The following is a 23,281-nucleotide window of genomic DNA, read 5'->3' as shown; positions in this document are numbered from 1 at the left end:
CAGGATAACACTGATGTACTATGTGGATTTCTACAGCCTCTTTAATCATCCCGAAAAAGATTGGGAAGCATGCCTGAAAGAAGCGGCCGAAAGCCCTCAAATGCCTTCGCTTTTTGATTAGGGGGCTTGGAATGCCAAAAAGAGAACCTCAACCGCATTGTTTCAGCGATTGAGGCGGTCTTTCCTACTCTTTTTGACGTTTATCGGACAGCAATAATAGCGTATACTGTTATCCAAAGGAATAGAAGAAAATCGGATTACCATCTGCCCTTACTGCATATTTAGTTTTTCTGGTATCAGAGTCATAAGTGAAGAAGCCTACTTCTTTTTCGTCATAGATATTGAAGACGATTTGAAATTTTAAATTGATATAATACCTTAATTCCGTAGTATTTTTTCTTGTGAGAAAATTTTATATGTTGAGATGTCTTTTTGGAACTCTATATGTTGATATGAGGTGCTTCGGTGTTTCTTGGGTCTTTTCTAAGCATAAATACCCCCACCCAAACCAATGGGGAAGTATAATAACCACAAAGAAATACTATTTATTCTATGAAGACTTCAGCGTAGTAGGTTTTATTTGTATATAGGTTCAGAACGTTCTGTCTTCCAGTGCGCACCCATTTTGCTGGCACGCTGACAAAATGTAGGATAAAGGCTTTCAGCCTGCTTGTCTTTTTAAATGGCTTGACCTTATCGCTGATATGACGGACGAGATAGAAGTTCTTCAGCATGGCGGTAACCATCATGAAAACCATGTTCTCAGCCATAAAGGAAAAGGGCAGATGTGACCATCCGAAGTCATTGTTCTGTATGTCGAAGTTCTTTTCGATTGCTCCACGCTCATTATAAAATGTAATGATGTCTTTCTCGGTAGATGTCCAGTTGTTGGTAAGTATACAGCGGTATGTGTATATTACTCCGAACATATCCGTCTGCTCTCTGCCATCCTTGTCTTTCAAGGGAGTACGCTGTACGACAAGCCTGTATGACTTTCCTTCTATTAAGTTGTCTATGCTGACGGAGGTGACATCGCATCTCTCATAACCAACCTCAACACTCTTCCATTCTTTCAGCCGGCGGAAGTCCTCACATCGGCTGTCGCAGTTGGTTGCACGTATATAGAACGTGTTGCAGCGCTGCTCTACGGTTTGGATAATTTCCACTAAAAGAAGTGATATTCTCGTTTTTAATTGCTACCTTTGTCATGTCAGATTTTTGCTTACTTGTTATGTTTGCAGCACCAAGATAGGTGAAAATTCTAACATATCCAAGTGTTTTGAGAACTTTGTTTCTCAGGCACTTGGAGTTCTCACAAGAGTTTATGCTGCGGAATTAAGGTAAGAGGGAAAAATTCCCCTCTTATTAAGTATTTCATACAAGAAAATTTACTATATTTGCAAACAATCAGATGATATTTATGGAAAGTCCAACTAATAGAATTAAAGAGGTGCTTATCGAGAAAGGGATTAAGCAAACATGGCTTGCAGAGAAACTCGGTAAGAGTTTTACGATAGTGAACTCATACGTTTGCAATCGTCGACAGCCAAGCCTAGAATTGCTATTTCAGATAGCAGAGATCTTGCAGGTGAATCCAAAGGAATTGATTAACACCCCAGATGAGTAACTTTATTATGGTAGAGCATAAAAAATCTATTCGTTTTTTCAACGACTGTGAAGTGAGGGCGGTATGGGATGAGGAACAAAACTGTTGGTGGTTCTCAGCAACAGATATTGTTCGTGCTATTAACAATGAACCGGACTATACTAAAGCCAGTAACTATTGGCGATGGCTTAAAAGGAAGTTGAAGCAAAAAGATGTCGAACTCGTGAGTGCCACTCACGAGTTCAAGTTTGAAGCTCCTGATGGGAAGTTACGCGTGGCAGATATTCTTAATAGTGAGGATGTTGTATTGTTGGCAAAGAACTACCCCAACAATCGTGCTAATGACTTTCTTGATTGGTTTACCTACAGCGACAACACCATTGATGGGCAGAGTAAGAAAAAAGCTTATCAACTCTTTGAAAGTGGCATCTTGCAAACGGCAGAACCTGGCAGTATCAAGTGTCTGCAACAGATACACGCTTATCTCTTTGGAGGACTGTATGACTTTGCAGGACAAATCCGTACCAAGAATATATCCAAAGGAGGTTTTACGTTTGCTAATTGTATGCACTTTCCCGATACGCTGCAAGCAATTGAACGAATGCCCGAAACAACCTTTGATGAGATAATGGACAAATACGTGGAGATGAACGTAGCCCATCCCTTTATGGATGGCAATGGTCGCAGTACTCGTATTTGGCTTGACCTCATGCTGAAGCGTTCTCTCAAACGGTGTGTGGATTGGAGTCAGATAGATAAGAACGATTTTCTGTCTGCCATGCGTGAGAGTGTTTCTGATAGCACGCACATCAAGGCTTTGGTACAGCCAGCACTCACAACCAAGATAGGAGACCGAGAAATGTTCATGAAAGGTATCGACCATTCATATTATTATGAACAGGAATAGAAATTATACATCTGCAGTTACTTATTAAAAACATTCAAATTATAATTACTTATAAAATATGGCAACTAATCGGAATTATCCTCACTTCTTGCAAAATGCTCCATGTGGAGAGGACTTGTTTGAAGGAAAATCACACAAAACTATTGCAAAAAACATAAAGAAGCTTATATTGTCCAATGATACTTGCAGAGTGATTGGTATAGATGGTGGTTGGGGATCAGGCAAATCAAATTTAATCAAATTGGTAAAAAAGCAACTGGAAGAAGATACAAATACTAAAGGTAAATACCATATTTTTGAATATGATGCTTGGGGATTTCAAACTGATTTTCAAAGACGAAGTATCTTAGAAAATCTTACATCATTTATAGTTAAAGAGTTTCCTGGCTTAGATAAGAAGAAATGGGAGGGGCGCCTATATAAATTATTATCACGGAAGCGAAGTGCTGGTGCTAAAACCGTTAAAGAACTGAGTGCAGTTTCAAAGGTTGCTTCAGTTTTATCAATTTTTAGTCCACTATTCTTTATACTGCTAAGACTTCTGAATAGTTCTACAACGATATATGTAGTTTATTCTTTACTTTTCGCTATTGTTCTCTTTATTACATATAGATTACAAATCTCTAATATGATAAAGTATGGGCAAGATACATCGTTTAAGAATGTATTGCATGAGTTGTTCTTTTCATATCTTGATTATAAAGGAGAAGAAACATTGGATGAAGTTCTAAAGTATGAAACAATATATGAAGAAGAACCTTCTTCAAGAGATTTCAAAACTTGGATTAACGATATAAATAAGGATTTGTCTAAGTTAAAGCAGAATTTAATAATTGTCTTTGATAATATGGATAGACTCCCAAAGAAAAAAGTGCAGGAACTTTGGGCGGCAATTCATACATTTTTTGCAGAAGAAACATATTCTAATATTCATATTATTATACCTTTTGACCGAGAACATGTCAAAACAGCATTTAAGGCAGAAAACATAGAATATCAAGCAAAATCATGTTCCGATCAAAACACAGTCATCTCAGACAATCTTAATGAAATCTCTTATGGAGACGATTTTATAAATAAAACATTTAATGTTGTTTATAGAGTCTCTCCTCCTACTATGCGTAATTGGAAAGAGTATTTTAGAACTATTTGGAAAAGTGCTTTTGGTGAAGCTTCAGAACCAGATGAGTCCGTGCCCCAGGTGTATGACCTATTGACAAGTGCACATACACCACGTAAAATAATAGCTTTTATTAATGAGTTTGTTTCTATTAAACAACTCTTCATAGAAGAGAATATTCCTGATAAATATATTGCAATTTTCATCTTAAAGAAAAATGAGATTTCTAAAAATCCAAATAAAGAGATTTTATCTCCCCACTATTTAGGTGCTTTGTCATTTCTCTATGGTAATGATACAGATTTACCTAAGTATATTTCTGCACTATACTATCAATTACCAGTAGAAAAAGCTTTGGATTTGATATATGTAGATCAACTGAAACGTGCGCTCAATGAAGGAAATGTTGAGCGTGTAAAAGATATTCAGAACTTAGCACTATTTCCTAATCTATTAGAAAATGCGATTGCATCTATAACAAATACAGCAAATACCACTATGGTATTAAATGAATGTTTGAACAAAAATAACTCTTTTGAGAAAGGTATTTGGACTTGCGTTTGGAAAAGCCTTAAAGAGAGAGAAGAAGACTCCTTACAAGATTACCAAAAAGTTTTGCTTACTAAAATACCTAATAGCAAAGATAAAGAAACGTATCTTAAAAACATAATTACATGTTTTTATAATAGCTCAGGCTTTGATGCAATTAACTTTTATAATGATATAAAAGAATTGAGTGGTATTGATGGTATCAACCCAATAAAGTACTTGAAAAACAAGGTTATAGAATATCAAGATTTTATTAAATATATTGGAATTTCATGCAAGGATTACAATAAGTACCGTATAAAATGTGACAATGATAAATTGGATGAATACCTTGGTAATATTGATGTTAATGAAATTAGTAACATTTCAGGTATAAAATATATTATAGATGAATATAAACTACCAAGATATAAAGATAATCTAAAAGCATTGATAGATCAAAATACTAATTCTGCACAATCTCTTAGTATCTTATATAATCACTTTAAGGAGTTAGGTAAGCCGGTAGAAAAGATACTTAGCTGGGATGTCATATATAATCTTGCAAATGCTACTACTAATGATGACGAATTTTACATTGATCTTTTATGCATGCGGATAGCAAGTGATTCTTCGTATAATTCCTCATACGATTCTCCTTTTACAGAGGCTTTATCAAAAACAGATGAAGTTTGGGTAGATAAAGTTGCATCTCAAATAGAAAATTATATTTGTTATGGAGATTTATTGAGGAATGCTCCGTTGTTGGACTATGCTTTATACAAAGCTGTTGTTATAAGGTTAACAGAAGAATCTTATGGCGTGCAGCGACTAAATATAAAAGAAACCCTATTTAGATATGATAGCATACTGAATAGTTTGGAAAAACTCAGTCCACAGAGTTTGCTTAAAAAATTAGATGGATGGAGAAAATATGCTGTAAAGGAAATAGTTGAAAGTAATGTTAAGAACATTCCTATACCATTTTTTAAGGATGCCTTGTCTGTAAATAACGATCTAACCACACATTGTATTCAAACAGCAAAAAAATACATAGGAACTATTCAGAAGGATAGTTGGAAAGAGACAATTAAAGAAAATGCCTATGATTATCAGTTAATGAGTGTATTAAAGTGTGATACACAAAATTGTTTTGATGCCTTTAAGGAAGTTGTAGAAGAAAGTTGTATTAATCAATCTTTAAACCTGTCAATTGAAACTTATAAAGAGTTGATGTCAATATTTAGTAAACGTTCTTTCGTCAGTTTCTTTAAGAACATACGTGATCTGTACTGTAAAGGAAGTGCTATAATGACGCCTGAATTATTTAAATTAATAGGTGAGGGATTAATGTCGAATGGTAAATTAGAAGAAAAGGAAGAATCGTTAAGAACGGTTTTTATTTCTTCCCTTTTAGACGATTCTAACATTATAACTTTATTACTCAAATACAACAAAATATTAAGTAAAATTGTTAAGAAAGCACCTTCCGATGAATCACAGGATTTTATTGATAAGCTTAAAACTGTATACCCGTCTTATAAGGAGAATGAAGAGATAAAGCACCTTTTCTCTAATTTGAAAATTGAAATTCCAATTCAAAAAAATGAAAAATAATAACAATATGAAACTATATAGAGTCGATAAAAGATTATATAATGTAGGGGACGAAATTCTACCAGACACAAATTATCCCCAGGCACTAAATAATGAGGACAAAGAGATATTAGAAAGGAAACTTGATGAAAAGAGAACCATAAAAAAAACTCGTAAAGAGTACTTATTCCTTTTTAATTCATTGTATCACGCTTTGATTTTCTTCTCTAAGTATGGAGGCAATATTTATGAAGTAGAAATAGAACGTGATAAGCCGCTTTTTCGAGGTGATATGAATAAACTTGATAATATACTTGATGCTTTACGCTTTTGTGGTAAAAATGGAATTGATTCATTTGTAAACGAATATTGGAAAGCAGGAACACATACTTTCAGTCCTTGTTATGAGTATCTTTGCAATAAAGCAAAAGTTATTAAGTATATACGATTAGAAATATCTAGAGAAAGCTTTCATAGAGAGCTAAATAATGCTTATAATTGTGTAGAACAAACGAGAACCTATCATGAGTTATTTAACAAACTGTATTAAGACTAAGGTGTAATGGTGATAACATCCAAGATCGTTTCTAATCAATACTACTCAAATTGAGGAAACATTTTTGTACCATAAGAATGTAATTCATTGATAATCAATGTTAGATATATTTGAGGAAGTGAAGTAAAAGTAAATTAAGGATGATATAGTCCCCAATGGCATTTCTACCATTGGGGACTTTTATAATAAACAGTCAATGTGGGATCGATGCGAATGTCACTTCATAAAGACTTATCACTTTCACGCACCTCATAAGCAAAATATAAATACAGCAACTACAGTCTTCACAAGAAAGGAGCGTACCTTTTCAGCAAAAGGTGCGCTCCTTTTTCGTAAAAAGTACGGACGTTTTGCTCAAAAGGTGCGGATCTTTTCCTTAAAAGGAACGTTCTAATCCTTAAGTGGGTCATTCACGCGATCAAGGATATTCAGACAGAGTAAATAATTGTGGCACTATCTCATTTTATCCCGCTTTCTGTCGCTTAGAAAAGAGGTAAGAAAGAATAAATGCTTACATTTGCACGTCCCTTCAACCGATGACGGCAGGAGGACGAATGAAACACACATCAAGCGGCAATGGCGGCGAAAGCCGTTGGCGCTTTTAATAAACACAACTTGAGTGCTGTGTGCCGCCTAAGTACTTTCAAGAGATGACATCGGTAGCAGCGCAAATATTTGTAGAGTTAAACTTATGAGTAACCCCATTTTCCACTTCTTTCGTCGGATTTCCGGACATGAGCACAAAACTTTAGGCGGCGGACCAAGCGCGGCTTTACAAGGTACAATTTGCGCTTTAATTGCTGCAATTTGTTACGGTCTTTTGCCGACGCTCGTTCTACCGATGAGCGAGTCAAATGCAGCAGCAAAGCCTGAAGATTTCATGCCTAACCTCTCGATTCTCTTCTATCGATTTATGAGTGCGGCCCTCATAATAGGGCTCGTTATGCTCATTAAGCGGAAGAGTTTTCGCATTACGCGCGGCGAACTCGTTACGCTACTCTACCTTGCGTTCCTTTCCGATGGGTCTGCACTCTTCCTCTTTGGTGGTTATCAGTATATGTCGACCGGTGTGGCTACGACGCTTCACTTTATGTATCCGGCTTTTACCACAATCTTGATGATGATGTTTTACAACGAGGCGCGCAAACTCTCGACCATCATCGCCGTGACGCTGGCTGTCGTCGGTGTCGGCGTACTTTCGTGGCAATCAGACGGAACCGTCGATTGGCGCGGCGTAATTATCGAGTTGATTTCCGCCCTTTGCTATGCGCTCTATTTGATTCGCGTCAACCGCTCGCGAGTTAGAGATATGGATGCTTTGAAGATGACATTCTATATTATGCTGTTCGGCGCCATGATCTTTATGGGCTACGCTCTCTTAGAGAACAAATTCGAGATGATTACGACCCAGACACAGCTGGTTTCGCTTTCGATTATGGGCCTCGTAAGTACAGTTGTAACCAACCTGTGCTTGATTGTTGCCGTTAAGAATATTGGTTCTACAATGACGTCTGTTTTAGGCGCACTCGAGCCGCTGACGGCCGTTACCTTAGGGTTGATTTTCTTCAACGAGCCATTGACGACGAGCATCCTTATTGGTTTGTCACTAATTATTCCTGCCGTGATTATGATCATCTTCACACGCGGACGAAAATAAGATTACACCTATGAGTTTCCTCAAAAAACTATTCGGCGCGTCCGAAGAACCGACAGAAGAAAAGGCCGCCAAGGACGCAGAGCGCCGTTTCAACATTCTTTGTGACGATGGTTTACGCGCAAAACAAATGGGGATGGTCGACTTTGCGGAAAAATGCTTCACGGAGGCGCTGGAAATTAAGCGCGAACTTCGCGTCGTAGGCTTTTTGGCTGAAGTGCAGTTGATGCAGCAAAACTATGCCGCTGCGCTGCCCCTCTTGCAAGAACTTCACACTGAAGAAACCAGCAATTTAGAAATAGGTCTATTGCTGGCCAATACATATGGAGAGACGGAAGACTACGAGTCGATGCAGCAAATCTGCACCACGCTCGCGGACATTGAGGCGAAAGAGCCGCGACTCCTTTATTTGTCGGCTAAGGCCGCATACGCATTAGACAAGCACGAAGAAGCGCTCAACTTTCTCGACGATGCGATCAGCGAGCGTGCTGATTATGCACAAGCCATCCAACTGCGTGTGCAAGTGCTTTCAGCTTTGACGCGCTACGACGAAGCTCTGGCTGATGCAGAGCGCTTATTAAAGGACGCACCGGACCATGAGGATTATGCACTGCTCCAAGCCGAGACACTTGCGGCGGCAGGACGAAGCGCTGAAGCTGAAGCTGCGTGCCAAAAAGTAAGCGAACTGAATCCGTTCAACGTAGAAGCCCACGCTTTGTTAAGTAGACTGGCCGAACAGCGTGGAGACTTGGCCAAGGCAATTACGCATTGCGACGACGCCATCGACTTGCAGCCCGCCAACCCCAATCTCTACGATCGCCGAGCAGTGCTATTCCGCAAAAACAACGCTCCGGAAGCTGCCGAGGAAGATGAAAAAACGGCGGCCGACTTGCGCGCAGGCGAACATGATGAGCCATAAGCGTCTAACCCCTACAATGGCGATGCGAAGAACAGATTTCGACAGCAATATATAAGACATTGAACCGATGAAAAATTATCCTAAATGGCTTTTGGCCTTAGCTTTTCTGAATACCATTCCGGTATTTTTCAGCGTATTCTTTCTCTTTGGCGGACTATTCAAAGCGCCGAGCAGCTGGGGAGCTTTCATTGGACTTCTTATCTATCTCTTGGTCAACCTACTATGGATTTTGCCTATCGTAGCCTTTTTTATAGGCCTCAACGACTATCGCAGAGGCTACCAAAAACGCGGCATTGCCATACTCGTGTGCGGTAATATTTTGACGCTTCTTGATATTCTATTTATCCTTTAGCGAAGAGGAACGATAACGAAGCGGCGCGGAAGAGTTTTAACTCACTTCCGCGCCGCTTTGTATAGAAAAGTATGTTAGTAAGTTTTGCATTTGAAGCGCGTTGCTACGCCCAGACAGGCGATAAAAACCCGCTGAAAACGTTTACGCTCGTGAGGAGAAGAGTTTTTTCTCACGAGCGTACGCGTTTATCATCACGAGCGCAAAGGTGTACGCTCGTGAACGTACACGACAGGGACAGGCCCTGCAAGTTGTAGCATTAACTAAACGCCTTGCGAAAGTGCGAGTTTAATAATTGAGTAGCGAACTATCGCCATAACTTAAAAAGCGAAAATCGTGCGCAAGTGCGTAGTCATAAATAGTGCGCCAATTGCCGCCGACAAAAGCTGAAACCAGCAGCAAAAGCGTGCTTTGCGGCTGGTGAAAATTTGTGACCATCGTCTTCACGATCTTATACGTATAGCCCGGCGCTATGATGATTTGCGTGGCAGTATGCAAGACGCTCATACGATTGCGGTCCAAATAAGCCAAGATTTCGCGCAAAGCAGCCTCCGGGGTCAGCTTTTCTTCCGTCGATGTCTCATATTCGTAAGGTAACCATTGCGGTACGTGCAAGTCTTCGGGCGCTACGTGAGGGTTACGATGAATCAAGACACCGATATAATAGAGACTCTCCAGCGTGCGCACACTGGTCGTACCGACAGCTATGCACGAGCAGTCGTGGGCCAAGAGGTGCTCAATGTTTTGCCGACTCACGGCAATCCATTCTGCGTGCATCGTGTGGCCTTCTATCTCCTCGCTCTTCACAGGTTTGAAAGTTCCCGCTCCTACATGCAATGTAATCTCTTCGCGTACAATACCGGCCTCATCCAAACGCCGAAGAACGTCATCGGTAAAATGGAGTCCGGCCGTCGGTGCAGCCACAGAACCTTCAATTTTCGAATAGACCGTCTGGTAATTGTTGAGATCGCTCTGCTCCGTTTGGCGATTTAAGTATGGCGGAATAGGCAATTCGCCAATGGCATCCAACACTTCAGAGAAGCTAACCGCATCATCGCCCCAGTCGAAGGCTATTTCGAAACCCGTTCCCGCAGGGCCTTTGTGCTCTGCCGTAAGGAGTAGTTCCCTATCCCCTACTTTAACCGTGCGCTCCAAGCGCCCCTCCTTCCATTTCTTCATATTGCCGACCAAACACGTCCACGTGACGCGGCGCGTTGCGGCAAACGATTGCTGATAATCGGCCGGCGTATGCGGTTCTAAACAGAAGATCTCAATGAGTGCGCCCGTTGCCTTTTGAAAATGAAGGCGCGCAAAGATTACTTTTGTGTTATTGAAGACCATCAAAGCCCCCGGCTTCAGGTAAGTGGGCAGATTGTAGAACGAATCCTCACTTACCCGGCCGTCACGATAGAGCAAGAGTTTGGAATGATCGCGCGGAGCAACCGGATATTTTGCGATGCGATCTTCAGGTAGCGTATAGTTGTAGTCTTTTATTTGTATGTGTTTCGTATCTTCCATATTTTCGGAAAGAATTTAAGGACGTTAGCACACAGAACTGCTACTCTACGAACAGCAGGTGTGCGCGGTGTCAATTGTTAGAAGAGATATTAAACTGGCGGCCCTTACTTCCGTCTTCAAAACCTTTGGCATAGCCTTCGCGATAACCGCGCACGTAGGCTGCACGCTCGTCGATCGTCTTAAAACTGTTGGATTCATCATAAGAAGCTTGAGGCGTATGGGCAGCACCGTCGTCCATACCGGCCAAATAGCCGTCTTCGTCGCCGGCCTCAAAAGGCGGGCGGCGATCTTTTCCAATACTGTCGGGCGGAGCTACATCGAAAGAATCGGGCGATGAGGACAAGGTGCCCGCATCGATTGATGTATCCGGCACAACAACAGCGTTGGAAGAATCTTGCGGCGCTACGGGTATATCGCGGCCGGAAGATGTGCGCTTATCGCCGACCAGTTTGAGCCAAATGATAGCTCCGATGCAAAGCAATCCGAAACAGATCAGCAGGAATGTATATTTATTCTTCGGCTTGTTATAATTACTCATTATTAAATACGGTTATTTTTTCACCTAAGACGGACACGATCGCCCGCATCTATACGCAAAAAGATAAAAAGAAGGATCGTAAAGCCCCAAAGGCTTGAGCCTCCATAACTGAAAAACGGCAGGGGGATCCCGATAACGGGGGTGAGGCCGATAACCATCCCGACATTGATAAATACATGAAAGAGTAGAATGCTCACTACGCTATAACCATAGACGCGCCCAAAGGTCGTCTGCTGGCGTTCGCTTAAATAAACTAATCGCAAAATTAAGATAAGAAACAGGAAGAGGACGCCGGCTGAGCCAACAAAGCCTTGCTCTTCGCCAACCGTGCAGAAAATGAAGTCGGTATCTTGCTCCGGCACATATTTTAGTTTGGTCTGGGTGCCGTTCATAAAACCTTTGCCTTCGAGACCGCCGGAGCCAATCGCTATCTTACTTTGATGTACGTTGTAGCCGGCACCATTAAGGTCTTCTTCTAACCCTAACAAGACTTTTACACGCGTCTGCTGATGGGGCTCCAAGACGTTGTTGAGCATATAATCTGAGGAATAGAGGAAGGCCGTTGCGCCTAAAGTGAAGATCGCTATGAACGCATAGCTGTGAACTCTGCTTCCTAAACCAATCCAAGCAATATAGCCTGCCATAAAGATGATGCAGATGAGTTGCACCCAAGAAATATCAAAGGGATAGACGAAGGCTGATACGCCGTAAGCGATCAACTGAATCAACAATCCGCCCCCGAAAAGACGCCACGTCAGTGATGGGCGACGACAATAAGTAGCCACTAAGCCAACGGTGCTTAACCAGATGAGGAAAAGCACAACGGATTGACCAATCATCGCCGTCGTTTGGGGCAATGTGATCTCCGAAAAACGTATACCGACTACGAAGAAGACGACAGCAGCTACGGCTGTAAACAGAATACAACCCGGCATTCCTTCACGGTATAGCACCAAGAAAAAAGCGAAGTAAACTAAGGCTGACCCCGTCTCTTGCTGCATCACAATCAAAACCATGGGCAGCAAAATTAGGAGTATGGCTTTCGCAAAATTACGCATGTTATCAATGGTAAAACCATACTGATTCATGAGTTTGGCCAGGGCCAAAGCCGTGGCACACTTCGCAAACTCTGCGGGCTGCAAACTGACGGAACCTAAGCTAATCCACGATCGCGACCCTTTTATGTCTTTTGCGATAAAAGGCGTGATCAACAATAGGACCATAAAGGCAATGTATAAAAGGCCGGAAAGGGAGTCGAAATACTTGTCGTCTAACATCAAAAGGAATGTTCCCAAACCTATTGAGCAAGCTATCCAAACCAATTGCTTGCCGGAGCGCGTGCTCCAACTGAAGAAGTCGGTGTCACCTATTTCGTGGCTCGCACCGCATATACTAAACCAACCGCCAACTAAGAGGAGGAGGTACAGGAGTATTACTACCTTATCTGCCCGCAAGGCCGGGTTGCCTATACGTCTATCGTTCATAACCTCCGTAATTGATTCTACGATGTTGGAAAACGTTGGCCTTCGCTGCCGATGAGGCTGACAAACGACCATTTATAAACTGCTCCATAATCAGTGCGCCCAAGGGAACGCCATAAGCGTCGCCAAAACCGCCATTCTCGACATAGACGGCCACAGCTATTTTGGGATTGTTCATGGGAGCAAATCCCATAAAGGCCGAGTGGTCCTGACCGCGATTCTGCGCAGTACCGGTTTTTCCGCAAACCTCAATGCCGGGAATGTTTGCACCTCGGCAAGTACCGGATAATACGGCACGCCGCATACCGGCTACGCTGTAGTCGTACCAGTGGCGATCAACACCGGTGAAATTACGACGGTAGTACTTCGGATCCAAGCGGCCGTCTTGCACACTCTTGACGACGTGGGGCGTATAGAAATAGCCGCGGTTGGCAACAGTGGCAGCCAAATTGCAAATCTGCAAAGGTGTAGCGGTAACTTCACCCTGCCCTATCGCAATGGAGATCACTGTGAGGCCATTCCAAGCGCCATGATAGGCCTTATCATAATACTGTGCGTTGGGAATCATACCTCGCTTCTCGCCGGGTAAATCGACACCCAATTTATAACCATATCCCATCTTCACCAAATGATCTTTCCAGCAGGTAAGTGCGCGTTGCACGGAACCATACTTGCGCTTCATGGATAAAAGGCGGTAGAGATTCCAACAGAAATAGGAGTTGCAGGAAGTACCAATGGCCGGCACAAGATTTATTGGGGATGCGTGTCCGTGGCAACCAACATGGAGGCCTTTATAATTGAAACCATGGTGGCAGGGGAAGGCTACTTGCGGAGTAATGCTACCCTCTTGTAAACCTATGAGGGCTTGCGTAATCTTGAAGGTCGAACCGGGAGGATACATACCCATAATGGCGCGGTTAAGCATCGGCTTCATCGGATCTTTATCCAGTATCCTATGGTTACGGCCACGGTCGCGTCCAACCATAATCTGTGGGTTGTAAGTCGGCGAAGAGGCCATACAGATGATTTGGCCGGTAGAGGGCTCGATAGCTACGATCGCACCTAATTTGCCTTCTAATAAACGTTCGGCTAATTGCTGCGTTTTTATATCAATACTCAGCGTAAGATTCTTTCCGGCCACGGGATGTTTATCATATTTGCCATTTAGGTAATGGCCTTTGGTTCGCCCGTGAACATCACGCAACATAATGCGCAAGCCTTTCTCACCACGCAAGATTTTTTCATAAGAGCGCTCTACACCCAACTTGCCGATGTAATCGCCACTTGCATAATAAGGGTCGGCGTCTATTTCTTTCTGATTCACCTCACCGACATCACCCAAAATATGAGCGGCAAAAGAATCTGCATAACGACGTATGCTGCGCTTCTCTATGGAAAAGCCGTTGAAACGGAAAAGCTTTTCACGAAAGAGGGAGAACTCGCGAGCCGGAATTTGCGTCATAAAGACCTGTGGCGTATATCGGGAATAACCGGGATTCTTTTGCGGATCTTTTATTTCCTCGCAACGTTGTTTGTAAAACTCCGGCGTGATTCCTATGGTGCGACAAAAGTCTAGCGTATCTATGCCGTGCTGCTCATTCATCGTCACCATAATATTATAGGATGGCTCATTGTAAACAAGCAACTCGCCATTGCGGGCAAATATCAAGCCACGCGATGGAAACAAGACATCTTTGCGAAAAGCATTGGAGTCGGCATTCTTCTTATAGTCGTCGCTAAACAATTGCAGTGTGAGCAAGCGAATCAGATATATAAGAATGATGCCAACGGCTACGCCGCCAATCACAAACTTCCGGTTACTATAATTTTTGTAGACTTTCAAAACAAATGGTGAGTCTTTATTTTTCGTTTCTAATACGCTCCATTGCCGCAACAATCAGCAGAGTGAGGATTGTGCTTCCGCCTATGCTCATTAAGAGATATTGCCAATTGAAGAAACTAAAGGCTTCTATGCTGAAGAAAAGCGTACAATTTAGCAAAGAGGTCGCAAAGGCGTAACGCAAGAATGGGCCCCACTCCATCATTTTTACACCCGGAAGAAACGGCACGTTCTCATCGCGATCCGTTGGTCCGAAAAGTCGCAATAGCAACGGAACAATCAAGCCCATAGCCGCCATTGAGGACGCTGCAACGCCGGGCGTGGTTGCAAAAAGGTCGACAAGCATCCCCATCACAAAGCCTAAGACGATGTACAGCCAGCGCGCTGTCTCTCCGGGCAAGATCAATAAGAAGTAAATGTAAGGCATTGGGGTGGCAAAGCCAAAGATGTGAATGTGATTAAACACCAACACCTGCAAAAGAAGTAAGGATATGAACCACCCGAAACGAGAAAGAAAAGTCTGTACCATAACTCCTACTAATTAGTTAAGCCACCACTCATCGCATCTTGGGCTTCTTGTTGAGTCACACGATTGCGCAGCGTATCTATTTCAGACTTATAGGGCGTAGCGATCACCTCTACGTTACGTAAGTTGCGAAAGTTCGTCCCTAACGTTATGCGCAATTTATAACTCTGACCATCTGCTGAATTTTCAAGCTTACGAACGCGGCCTACGAAAAGCCCCGGGGGAAAGACTGCACTGTAGCCGCTCGTCTCAACTATCGCTCCGGGATGCACACGGGCATAACGCGGAATGTCGTTAACGTCTGCGTGAAACAGATTCCCACCTGACCACTGTAAAAAACCAAAATAGTTCTGCCCACGCACACGGCAACTAATGCTCGACTTGCGATTAGTCACGGGAATTACTAATGCGTGATGAGCGGCAGCAAGATAAACAATACCCACAACGCCGCGCCCACTGACGACGCCCATTTCCGGCCGCACGCCATCTTCTGTGCCGCGGTCAATGACAATATAATTATTGGCGCGCGAAGTCTCATTGGAAACAACTGTTGCCGGAATAAGTGTATATCCCTTAAGGCGCTCCATCATCAGCTGGTTGGTAATCGTCGAATCCTTTTGCGTATCGGCCAAGAGCTCTCGGAGGGTTGCATTCTGTTGAGCCAACGCCACGTTTTGCGCAGTTAGCTCACGATTTACTTCGCCCAAATTCATATACGATAAGCCATCGGCATACCAACGATTTATTCCGGCCACGGCATCATTGGCGGCCGTAAACCAAACACTACCTTGGAAGCTGTTAAAGCGAAACAAAATCGTCAAGCTGACAGCTTCTAAGAACAGAAACACGAAGAAGTAATTATATTTACGAAGAAAGTCGAGAAACGTGCGCATCGTTTTTGCTGCCCCGTAAGGCACTAAAAGGGAAAAGAAAGGAAAAGAGAGCTGCCACACAGCCGCGCGCCCTCTTCCCCATCAATATTTTATATTACGTTACGCTCAACGCATCAAGAATGTATAGTCGTCGACGTGTTTTAATGCAACGCCCGTTCCGCGCGCCACGCACAACAAGGGTTCTTCCGCTACGTGGAACGGGATATTAATCTTATCCGTCAAGCGTTTGTCAAGGCCGCGCAGCAGTGCGCCGCCACCAGTCAGATAAATTCCGTTGTGCACAATATCCGCATAAAGCTCTGGCGGCGTATTTTCTAGTGCGTTGATGACGGCCTGCTCTATTTTGGCAATGCTCTTCTCCAAGCAATGCGCAATTTCTTGGTAGCAGACAGGCACCTCCATCGGCATAGCCGTGATACGGTTAGGACCGTGTACGATGAAATCTTCCGGCGCACTTTCGCCAAGGTCTGTTTGAGCAGCACCAACATTGATTTTGATGCGCTCAGCCATTCTCTCGCTGACACGCACGTTATGCTGACGACTCATGTATTCCTGAATATCGGCCGTAAAGTCATCGCCGGCCATCTTGATGCTATTATTAGAAACAATACCGCCAAGCGAAATCACAGCGATTTCTGTCGTACCGCCACCTATGTCTACAATCATATTGCCTTCAGGCGCATTAACGTCCAGACCTATACCGATGGCGGCTGCCATTGGTTCATAAATCAAGAAAACGTCACGTCCACCGGCGTGCTCCGCGGAATCACGTACGGCACGAAGCTCCACTTCCGTAGAACCCGACGGGACGCCGATCACCATGCGCAATGCCGGCGAAAAGAGGCGTTTACCTTTATGTACCATACGGATAAGGCCGCGCATCATCTGCTCGCAGGCATTAAAGTCCGCAATCACGCCATCACGCAATGGGCGAATAACGCGTATCTTATTATTTGTCTTCTCGTACATCAGTTTGGCTTGTTCGCCCACTGCAATCATACGATCCGAATGTTCATCCAACGCTACTACAGAAGGCTGATCTACGATAATTTGATCGCCATTGATGATGATTGTATTGGCCGTACCTAAGTCGATGGCCAACTCCTGCGTAAAGGAGAATAACTTACTGAAAAAACTCATTATCTCTTTATTTTCTATCGCCCTATTCACAGTGCTCAACCTTTGAGCGGCTGTGCTTTACATCATTTTTCCGAAGTCTCAAACCAAGCATGAATTGCAGTATCATATTGGCTGCTAACTTCAAAAGCACGTGCTGCAAACCGGCGGCGTTGTTCTATTGTCGTCTGTGCTCCCTCCTGAAGAATGTCGGTTAAAGCTGCATATTCAGACTTTGACGGGATAATCACTACGTCTTTGAAATTCTTTGCTCCGGCTCTAATCAAACTGATGCCACCTATATCTATCTTCTCTATAATCTCGGCAGATGTAGCCCCGCTTGCAACTGTAGCCTCAAAAGGATAGAGATCGACGATCACCAAATCGATTGGAGAGATTGCATACTTCAAAATCTCTGCCTCGTCCTCAGCCAAACCCCGGCGGCTCAAGATTCCACCAAAGATTTTCGGATGCAGCGTCTTGACGCGCCCACCAAGTATCGACGGGTACGCCGTCACATCCTCTACGCGCTGACAAGGGTAGCCCAACGATTCGATAAATTTTTGCGTACCACCGGTTGAAAGCAATTTTACCCCCTCGCGGTGCAGGGCGGCAAGGATTTCTTCCAAGCCATCTTTATGATATACGGAAATAAGTGCCGTGCGAATAGTTTTGATTTCTGACATAGATTTCTCTGAATGAAAACGTTTTGCCCGCAAAGTTAGTAAATGGGGCACGAAGTGCCAACATTGCGGTATGATTTATTCCGTTTCAAAATCATTTTTTCTCATTTCTTTCAGAGTATTTTGAAAGTACGCGTTTCTGTTGTCCAACTTTACTCTACTGCAACAAAATATGAGGCGCTTCATTCAGACTAATGCTTTCCCTACACAATAATTTATAAGGCAAAAGCGCCTTCCGCTTATCAGAAGGCGCTTCCTTGTAAAGCCGAAAGGCTTAATCGTTCTTTTCGATGGGCTGCAGCGCAATGTGGAGTTCGTCCAATTGCTTTTGATCTACCGTCGACGGCGCATCAAGCATCACGTCGCGCCCATTATTATTCTTCGGGAAAGCAATGCAGTCGCGAATACTATCGAGTCCGGCGAAGATGCTCACCCAGCGATCCAAACCATAGGCAAGGCCGCCGTGAGGAGGAGCACCATACTTAAAGGCATTCATCAAGAAGCCAAACTGCTCTTGCGCGCTTTCCTGAGTAAAGCCAAGTGCTTTAAAGATTTTAGCCTGCAACTCTGCATCGTGGATACGGATACTGCCACCGCCAACTTCCACACCATTGCACACCATATCGTAGGCATTGGCGCAGACGCGCTCGGGCGCACTATCGAGCAAGCCGACGTCTTCCGGCTTTGGCGCCGTAAAGGGATGGTGCATCGCCATCAAGCGGCTTTCTTCCTCGCTCCATTCAAACATCGGGAAGTCTACGACCCAAAGTAAGGCAAACTTATTTTTATCGCGCAAGCCCAAGCGTCCGCCCATCAAAAGGCGCAGTTCGCACAACTGTTTGCGAGCCTTCTGCGTATCCGGGCCGGAAATGATCAAAATCAAATCGCCAGGACGTGCCTGCATCTTATCTTTTAAACCATTGAGAACGGCTGCATCGTAGAATTTGTCTACCGAACTCTTCACGCTGCCGTCTTCTTGAACGCGGGCATACACAAGGCCTTTCGCGCCGATTTGCGGACTGCGCACGAAGTCGGTCAATTCGTCGAGCTGCTTCCGTGTATAAACGGCACAACCCGGCACGCAAATACCACCAATGTAGACTGCTTCGTTAAAGACGCCAAACGTGCCGGTGCCTTTCAACTGATCCATAAGTTCGACAAACTCCATGCCGAAGCGCATATCGGGTTTGTCAGAACCAAAGCGGCGCATTGCCTCCGCCCAACTCAGACGCAAGAAGGGTTCTTCGCCCAAATCGACGCCGCGCACGGACTTAAAGAGATACTTGGTCATCTCTTCAAATGTGTTGATCACGTCATCTTGTTCTACGAAACTCATTTCGCAGTCGATTTGCGTAAATTCGGGCTGGCGATCAGCGCGTAAATCTTCGTCTCTAAAGCATTTTACGATCTGAAAGTAACGATCCATTCCGGCAACCATCAACAACTGCTTCAGCGTTTGCGGACTCTGCGGAAGCGCATAGAAGCAACCGGGATTCATACGTGACGGCACCACAAAATCGCGTGCGCCTTCAGGCGTAGAGCCGATCAGGGCCGGCGTCTCTATCTCCAAGAAGCCTTTTTCGTCTAAGAAGCGGCGCACTTCGAGCGTCATCTTATGGCGCAATTCCATATTCCGACGCACGCAGTTGCGGCGCAGGTCAAGGAAGCGATATTTCATGCGCAGATCATCGCCGCCATCGGTCTCATCTTCTATGATAAATGGCGGCGTAAGGCTCTCATTGAGCACCACCAATTCATTGACGATTACTTCTATATCGCCTGTGGGGATCTTGTCGTTTTTGCTGAAGCGCTCGTTCACGCTTCCTGTCACCTGCAATACATATTCGCGTCCTAATTGGTTCGCGCGCTCACATAGGGCGGCATCTGTCTCGGTGTTGAATACTAATTGCGTGATGCCATAGCGGTCGCGCAAATCTACAAATGTCATTCCGCCCATCTTGCGAAGCCGCTGCACCCAACCGGCCAGCACTACTTGCTCGCCAACATTGGCTAAGCGCAACTCTCCGCACGTCTTCGTTCTATACATTCTTTATTAAGATTATGCTAAATTCTATGGCAAAGATACTACTTTTCGATGGAAACCTACGAGAATCAGGGCTTTCAATCTTTGTATGCAGCTATTTCTTGCGGACAACGCGATGCGGACGGAGGCTGTATGAACTCTACCTAAGGCGGGGTTTACGAGAAATGGAGCATTTCGCGCCGGCGCAAGATGAGGCAAAGATGTGGAGCAAGAACAGTTGGTAGCGTCCTCTCCTACACTCATTGTCTACTGACTAAGAGGGCTTTTTATACATATCGACAACAAACTTCCGCACGCCCAAAGTCGGCCGGCGGAGTGTGCGCTCACGATAACAAAGGTTTACGCTCGTGATGAAAAGAGCTTCACCTCACGATAACAAAGGTTTCACCTCACGAGCGCAAACGGCGGATAGAAGATTGGATCGCCAAAAATCAATTGTCGGGCGAATAAAGGCTAAGTTGGAGGGGAAAAAAGCACGTAGGACAACTAACAGAAGTCGTCCTACGTGTATAGTTCTAAGAAAAAGTTGGCCCTATGCTTCGTTTGGTCTCCGCAAGTGCCAACGGGCCGAAAGTAAGTAGGGAGTTCGGCGAGGCGGGCAGCGATGCAGGTAAGTAGGCGCGAAAAGTGGGTGCAAAGCCTACCGACTGAAAAGTTTGGCTTTGAGCAACTTCTCCATTTCGGCAAACTTCTTGCCTTGGTTTAATGAGAGGTAGGCGTTGTAAAGCAATGGCCCCCAAGATTTTGCCTCATTGGGGCGGGCTTTCCGATAGCGCTCCAGATAAGGTACGGCCTTGACATAGAGTTTACGCCTTTCTGCCTGCGCCGATTTATAAGCTGCGCTGTTGATACTCGTAGGTAAATCTACTTCAGCTGCGGCATTGCTATAGGCTGTTCCGAAATAGAAATCTATATCTACATTGCTTGAGTCGATAGCCTGATAGGCCTTACACGTTTCTATGGCGTCCTTGTAGGCATGTAGATTGATCTGCGCCAAAGCCTTAGCCGAGAGGAGCGTCAAGTAGAAGGCTGAATCGGCGACTGTGGGCGGCGCGGGGCGATTTTGCGACTGTAAGGGATAAACCGACAAGAGACTGTCGGACAAACGCAACGCCGCTTCGGCTTGATTTTGCTGGAGGTAGTGATCAAACAAGTGCGTGAAAAAGTAGGGATGATGGCCGGCATCGCTGATTCCGACTTGCAAATTTTTCACGTAGGCCTTGATCTCCCCCAAGGCGGCATTCGTGCGAGCGCGATACTCTATTGCCATCTGGCGATAGGTAGCATTCTGAATACTATCGTCCGTAAAATGCAAGACCAAATCGTATTTTTTTTCTTGAAAGGCACTCCGGATCAAAATGTTGCGAATAAGTTCTCGCTGCTGTCGGGGTAAGTTCGGCGATAATTGGAGCCACAAGGGAAGATCTAAGACATCGTCGGCCATTTGCAGCAACTTGATAGCTTCTGCATACTGCTTGTGCTCGTACATGAAAAGTCCGCCGGCCAGCAAATTGGGGTAAAAATCGTGAAGCTGGCGACTCAGTTTCTTGTTGTTCGACTTTTGGGTAAGGGCATCATAACGCCGCGCACAATTGAAGAAATCGTAGGTGGTCTGAAAGAAACTGAGGGTGTCGTAAGCTTTATGCAAATAGATTTTTTCATTCTCCACGCTGTTGGCTGCTACGGCTGCGTCCATTCCAAGCACATACAATTTTGGATTATCGCGAAGCGCAGAATCGGCCATCAAGCGCTTGGCGGCATTGAGCGCATCAAGCGGGCGGCCGGCTTTGAGTAAAGCATGAACCGGCTTGAGCGGATTGGCCGCAAAAGCAACAGAACAGAAAGATAGCAGGCAATACAATATGTATTTCATATATAAAATATGCGATAAGAGCGAGATGTGATTCGTTTAGAAGTCCGTTGTGGGCGGTATTGGCGTTGTCGGTTTTCGCCATTTAATCTGCGTAAAACTGCAGCAGTCTGTCGGCAACACAGAAAGGTTTTTGCAAAGGAAATCCACGGACTCCGCCGGGAAATGCTAAAACAATATCAGAGGTTTGATCTGCTCTTCTTGCCCCGAAGGAATCCGTGGAGAAATGAATCGGCAATGTGCTTAACGCAGATATTGGTCCATTTCTTTCGACTTATCTGTCATATCCAAATTGTTATAGATCTGCTGAAGGGGAGAAGCCCAACGCTTCGGCTCATCCGGCAGCAATGTGCGTACTTTTTCGAAGTAAGGAAGCGCCTTGCGGTAGTAAGGCTGCACTTTTGTCTCCATTACTTGCTTGTAAAGCTTGGAGTAAGTAGGCGGAATCTTGATGACGCGGTTTTGTACCTGTGTTACGACGTCGTTCATGTAACTGTAAGCCATACCGATATTCGCTTCTACGAAGTTGGGATCAATAATTAAGGCTTTGCCAAAGTCTTCTTCTGCCTTTGCATAATTGAAGGGCTTCATATTTAAATAAACGCTACCACGCAAATAATAAGCCGCTTTGCTCCCCTGATGCTCATTTACGAGCTTGTCAGCCATAGCTAAAGCACCGGCTCTATCGTCCTTCTGAATGTAATGATAGAGCAGGTTCTGAATAAAGTTAGGCGTCTCGGTGCGAATCACAGCTTCCTGCAAGGTCTTCAAATAGGCAGCAGAATCTTGCTTGCCCAAGTAGGCTTGCATCTTCATAATGTAGAGATCGCGTGTGCCTGTTTCGTCTTGCAAGGCGAGATCGGCATATTTCAACACGTCATCCCAGTCGTTTTGGCCGTAGCAAAGGATCGTCAAGTTGTAGGCTGCTTGTGCGTACTCCGTCTTCTTAGCCTTGTAGATAGAGTCGGTCTGCTGGGGGGTAAAGACGGGATTCTTCGGAAGCTCAATAAACTTCTTGAAATAAGTGATGGCCTCGTTGCGATTGCCGTTTTGGTTCACGAAAAGCGCAGCGTAGTTGTAATAATCCAACATCGCAGCGATGCGCGGGCCGTTAATTGCGTTGAATTTTGGCTTAACCTTGCCTTTTTCATCAGCCTTGTTGTCAGCCTCATAGCTTTTCGTGTAGTTAATGATAGCCTTGTCCAAATTTACGCAGTAGCCTGCCGTATCGAAAGGTTGGCTTTGTGCCGCCTTTTGCAACTCCGGTTCCATCAAACGTGTGTGAGCGTCGGCTAAAAGGTTGTACATTTCAGCAAACTTCGTCGTCTTAGGATTCTGAAGCGCTTCATTAAGAATCGAAATCGTACTGTTGAAGTCACGATTCTGCAGTGCGCTTTGCGCCTTCTGCAATGCAGAGTTTTGCGCAAGGCCAACTCCTGCAAGCATTGTCAATGCAATGGTCGAAAAAACTTTTTTCATAATCACAGGGCCTCCTTACTTCGATCGCCAAGTTGGTCTTTCGACAACGGCAGATACG

At 44.4% G+C, this 23,281-nt stretch carries 18 protein-coding genes and 1 pseudogene; 7 read left to right on the top strand and 12 right to left on the bottom strand.

The features are described from left to right. Nucleotides 1-545 precede the first annotated feature (545 nt). Nucleotides 546-1,163, bottom strand: a pseudogene (locus GCWU000325_RS01225) (transposase family protein); the annotation flags it as partial. Nucleotides 1,164-1,420: 257 nt separating this feature from the next. On the opposite strand from GCWU000325_RS01225, the gene GCWU000325_RS01220 reads away from it, so the two are divergent. From GCWU000325_RS01220 to GCWU000325_RS01190, 7 genes are all read left to right on the top strand, one after another. Continuing rightward, nucleotides 1,421-1,627, top strand: coding sequence for a helix-turn-helix domain-containing protein (locus GCWU000325_RS01220; protein WP_004362600.1), 207 nt, complete (start codon nt 1,421-1,423; stop codon nt 1,625-1,627). Further along, on the top strand, nt 1,620-2,513 hold the full coding sequence (gene fic, locus GCWU000325_RS01215; RefSeq protein WP_006254107.1) for a protein adenylyltransferase Fic: 894 nt from the start codon (nt 1,620-1,622) through the stop codon (nt 2,511-2,513). The genes GCWU000325_RS01220 and fic overlap by 8 nt, the downstream gene beginning before the upstream one ends. A gap of 58 nt (nt 2,514-2,571) precedes the next feature. Further along, the gene (locus GCWU000325_RS01210; RefSeq protein ID WP_006254106.1) at nt 2,572-5,778 is read left to right on the top strand and encodes a P-loop NTPase fold protein; all 3,207 of its coding nucleotides are present in this window, start codon (nt 2,572-2,574) and stop codon (nt 5,776-5,778) included. Between the two features lie 7 nt (nt 5,779-5,785). Then, nucleotides 5,786-6,307, top strand: coding sequence for a toxin-antitoxin system protein (locus tag GCWU000325_RS01205; RefSeq protein ID WP_244832861.1), 522 nt, complete (start codon nt 5,786-5,788; stop codon nt 6,305-6,307). A gap of 697 nt (nt 6,308-7,004) precedes the next feature. Beyond that, nucleotides 7,005-7,970 (top strand): DMT family transporter, encoded by a 966-nt coding sequence (locus GCWU000325_RS01200; protein WP_006254103.1) that lies wholly within the window; start codon nt 7,005-7,007, stop codon nt 7,968-7,970. A gap of 10 nt (nt 7,971-7,980) precedes the next feature. Then, nucleotides 7,981-8,886, top strand: coding sequence for a tetratricopeptide repeat protein (locus GCWU000325_RS01195; RefSeq protein WP_006254102.1), 906 nt, complete (start codon nt 7,981-7,983; stop codon nt 8,884-8,886). Between the two features lie 67 nt (nt 8,887-8,953). Further along, nucleotides 8,954-9,238, top strand: coding sequence for a hypothetical protein (locus GCWU000325_RS01190; protein WP_006254101.1), 285 nt, complete (start codon nt 8,954-8,956; stop codon nt 9,236-9,238). 285 nt (nt 9,239-9,523) lie between these two features. On the opposite strand, the gene GCWU000325_RS01185 is transcribed toward GCWU000325_RS01190, so the two are convergent. The 11 genes from GCWU000325_RS01185 to GCWU000325_RS01135 all read right to left on the bottom strand — a co-directional run bounded on the left by GCWU000325_RS01185 (nt 9,524) and on the right by GCWU000325_RS01135 (nt 23,223). Continuing rightward, nucleotides 9,524-10,753, bottom strand: coding sequence for an S-adenosylmethionine:tRNA ribosyltransferase-isomerase (locus tag GCWU000325_RS01185; RefSeq protein WP_006254100.1), 1,230 nt, complete (start codon nt 10,751-10,753; stop codon nt 9,524-9,526). Nucleotides 10,754-10,823: 70 nt separating this feature from the next. Next, complete coding sequence (locus tag GCWU000325_RS01180; protein WP_006254099.1) at nt 10,824-11,291, bottom strand: hypothetical protein; 468 nt, start codon at nt 11,289-11,291, stop codon at nt 10,824-10,826. A 20-nt stretch (nt 11,292-11,311) separates the two neighbouring features. Further along, the gene (gene rodA, locus GCWU000325_RS01175; RefSeq protein ID WP_006254098.1) at nt 11,312-12,775 is read right to left on the bottom strand and encodes a rod shape-determining protein RodA; all 1,464 of its coding nucleotides are present in this window, start codon (nt 12,773-12,775) and stop codon (nt 11,312-11,314) included. Then, on the bottom strand, nt 12,765-14,615 hold the full coding sequence (locus tag GCWU000325_RS01170; protein ID WP_040598735.1) for a penicillin-binding transpeptidase domain-containing protein: 1,851 nt from the start codon (nt 14,613-14,615) through the stop codon (nt 12,765-12,767). Before GCWU000325_RS01170 ends, rodA begins: the two co-directional genes overlap by 11 nt. A gap of 16 nt (nt 14,616-14,631) precedes the next feature. After that, nucleotides 14,632-15,141 carry a rod shape-determining protein MreD gene (gene mreD, locus GCWU000325_RS01165; RefSeq protein WP_006254095.1) on the bottom strand — a complete coding sequence of 170 codons (510 nt, stop codon included), beginning with the start codon at nt 15,139-15,141 and terminating at the stop codon, nt 14,632-14,634. Nucleotides 15,142-15,149: 8 nt separating this feature from the next. Beyond that, a complete protein-coding gene (mreC, locus tag GCWU000325_RS01160) occupies nt 15,150-16,031 on the bottom strand; it encodes a rod shape-determining protein MreC (protein ID WP_006254094.1) in 882 nt (293 codons plus the stop codon). A gap of 105 nt (nt 16,032-16,136) precedes the next feature. After that, on the bottom strand, nt 16,137-17,171 hold the full coding sequence (locus GCWU000325_RS01155; RefSeq protein WP_040598733.1) for a rod shape-determining protein: 1,035 nt from the start codon (nt 17,169-17,171) through the stop codon (nt 16,137-16,139). Between the two features lie 62 nt (nt 17,172-17,233). Next, a complete protein-coding gene (locus GCWU000325_RS01150; protein ID WP_006254092.1) occupies nt 17,234-17,833 on the bottom strand; it encodes a purine biosynthesis protein PurH in 600 nt (199 codons plus the stop codon). A 271-nt stretch (nt 17,834-18,104) separates the two neighbouring features. Further along, nucleotides 18,105-19,877, bottom strand: coding sequence for an aspartate--tRNA ligase (gene aspS, locus GCWU000325_RS01145; protein WP_006254090.1), 1,773 nt, complete (start codon nt 19,875-19,877; stop codon nt 18,105-18,107). Between the two features lie 637 nt (nt 19,878-20,514). After that, nucleotides 20,515-21,747 (bottom strand): hypothetical protein, encoded by a 1,233-nt coding sequence (locus GCWU000325_RS01140; protein ID WP_006254087.1) that lies wholly within the window; start codon nt 21,745-21,747, stop codon nt 20,515-20,517. 240 nt (nt 21,748-21,987) lie between these two features. Then, nucleotides 21,988-23,223 (bottom strand): tetratricopeptide repeat protein, encoded by a 1,236-nt coding sequence (locus tag GCWU000325_RS01135; protein WP_006254086.1) that lies wholly within the window; start codon nt 23,221-23,223, stop codon nt 21,988-21,990. Nucleotides 23,224-23,281: the final 58 nt, after the last annotated feature.

The organism is Alloprevotella tannerae ATCC 51259, assembly GCF_000159995.1.
Taxonomy (GTDB): domain Bacteria; phylum Bacteroidota; class Bacteroidia; order Bacteroidales; family Bacteroidaceae; genus Alloprevotella; species Alloprevotella tannerae.
This window is presented reverse-complemented; position numbering and strand designations above follow the sequence as displayed.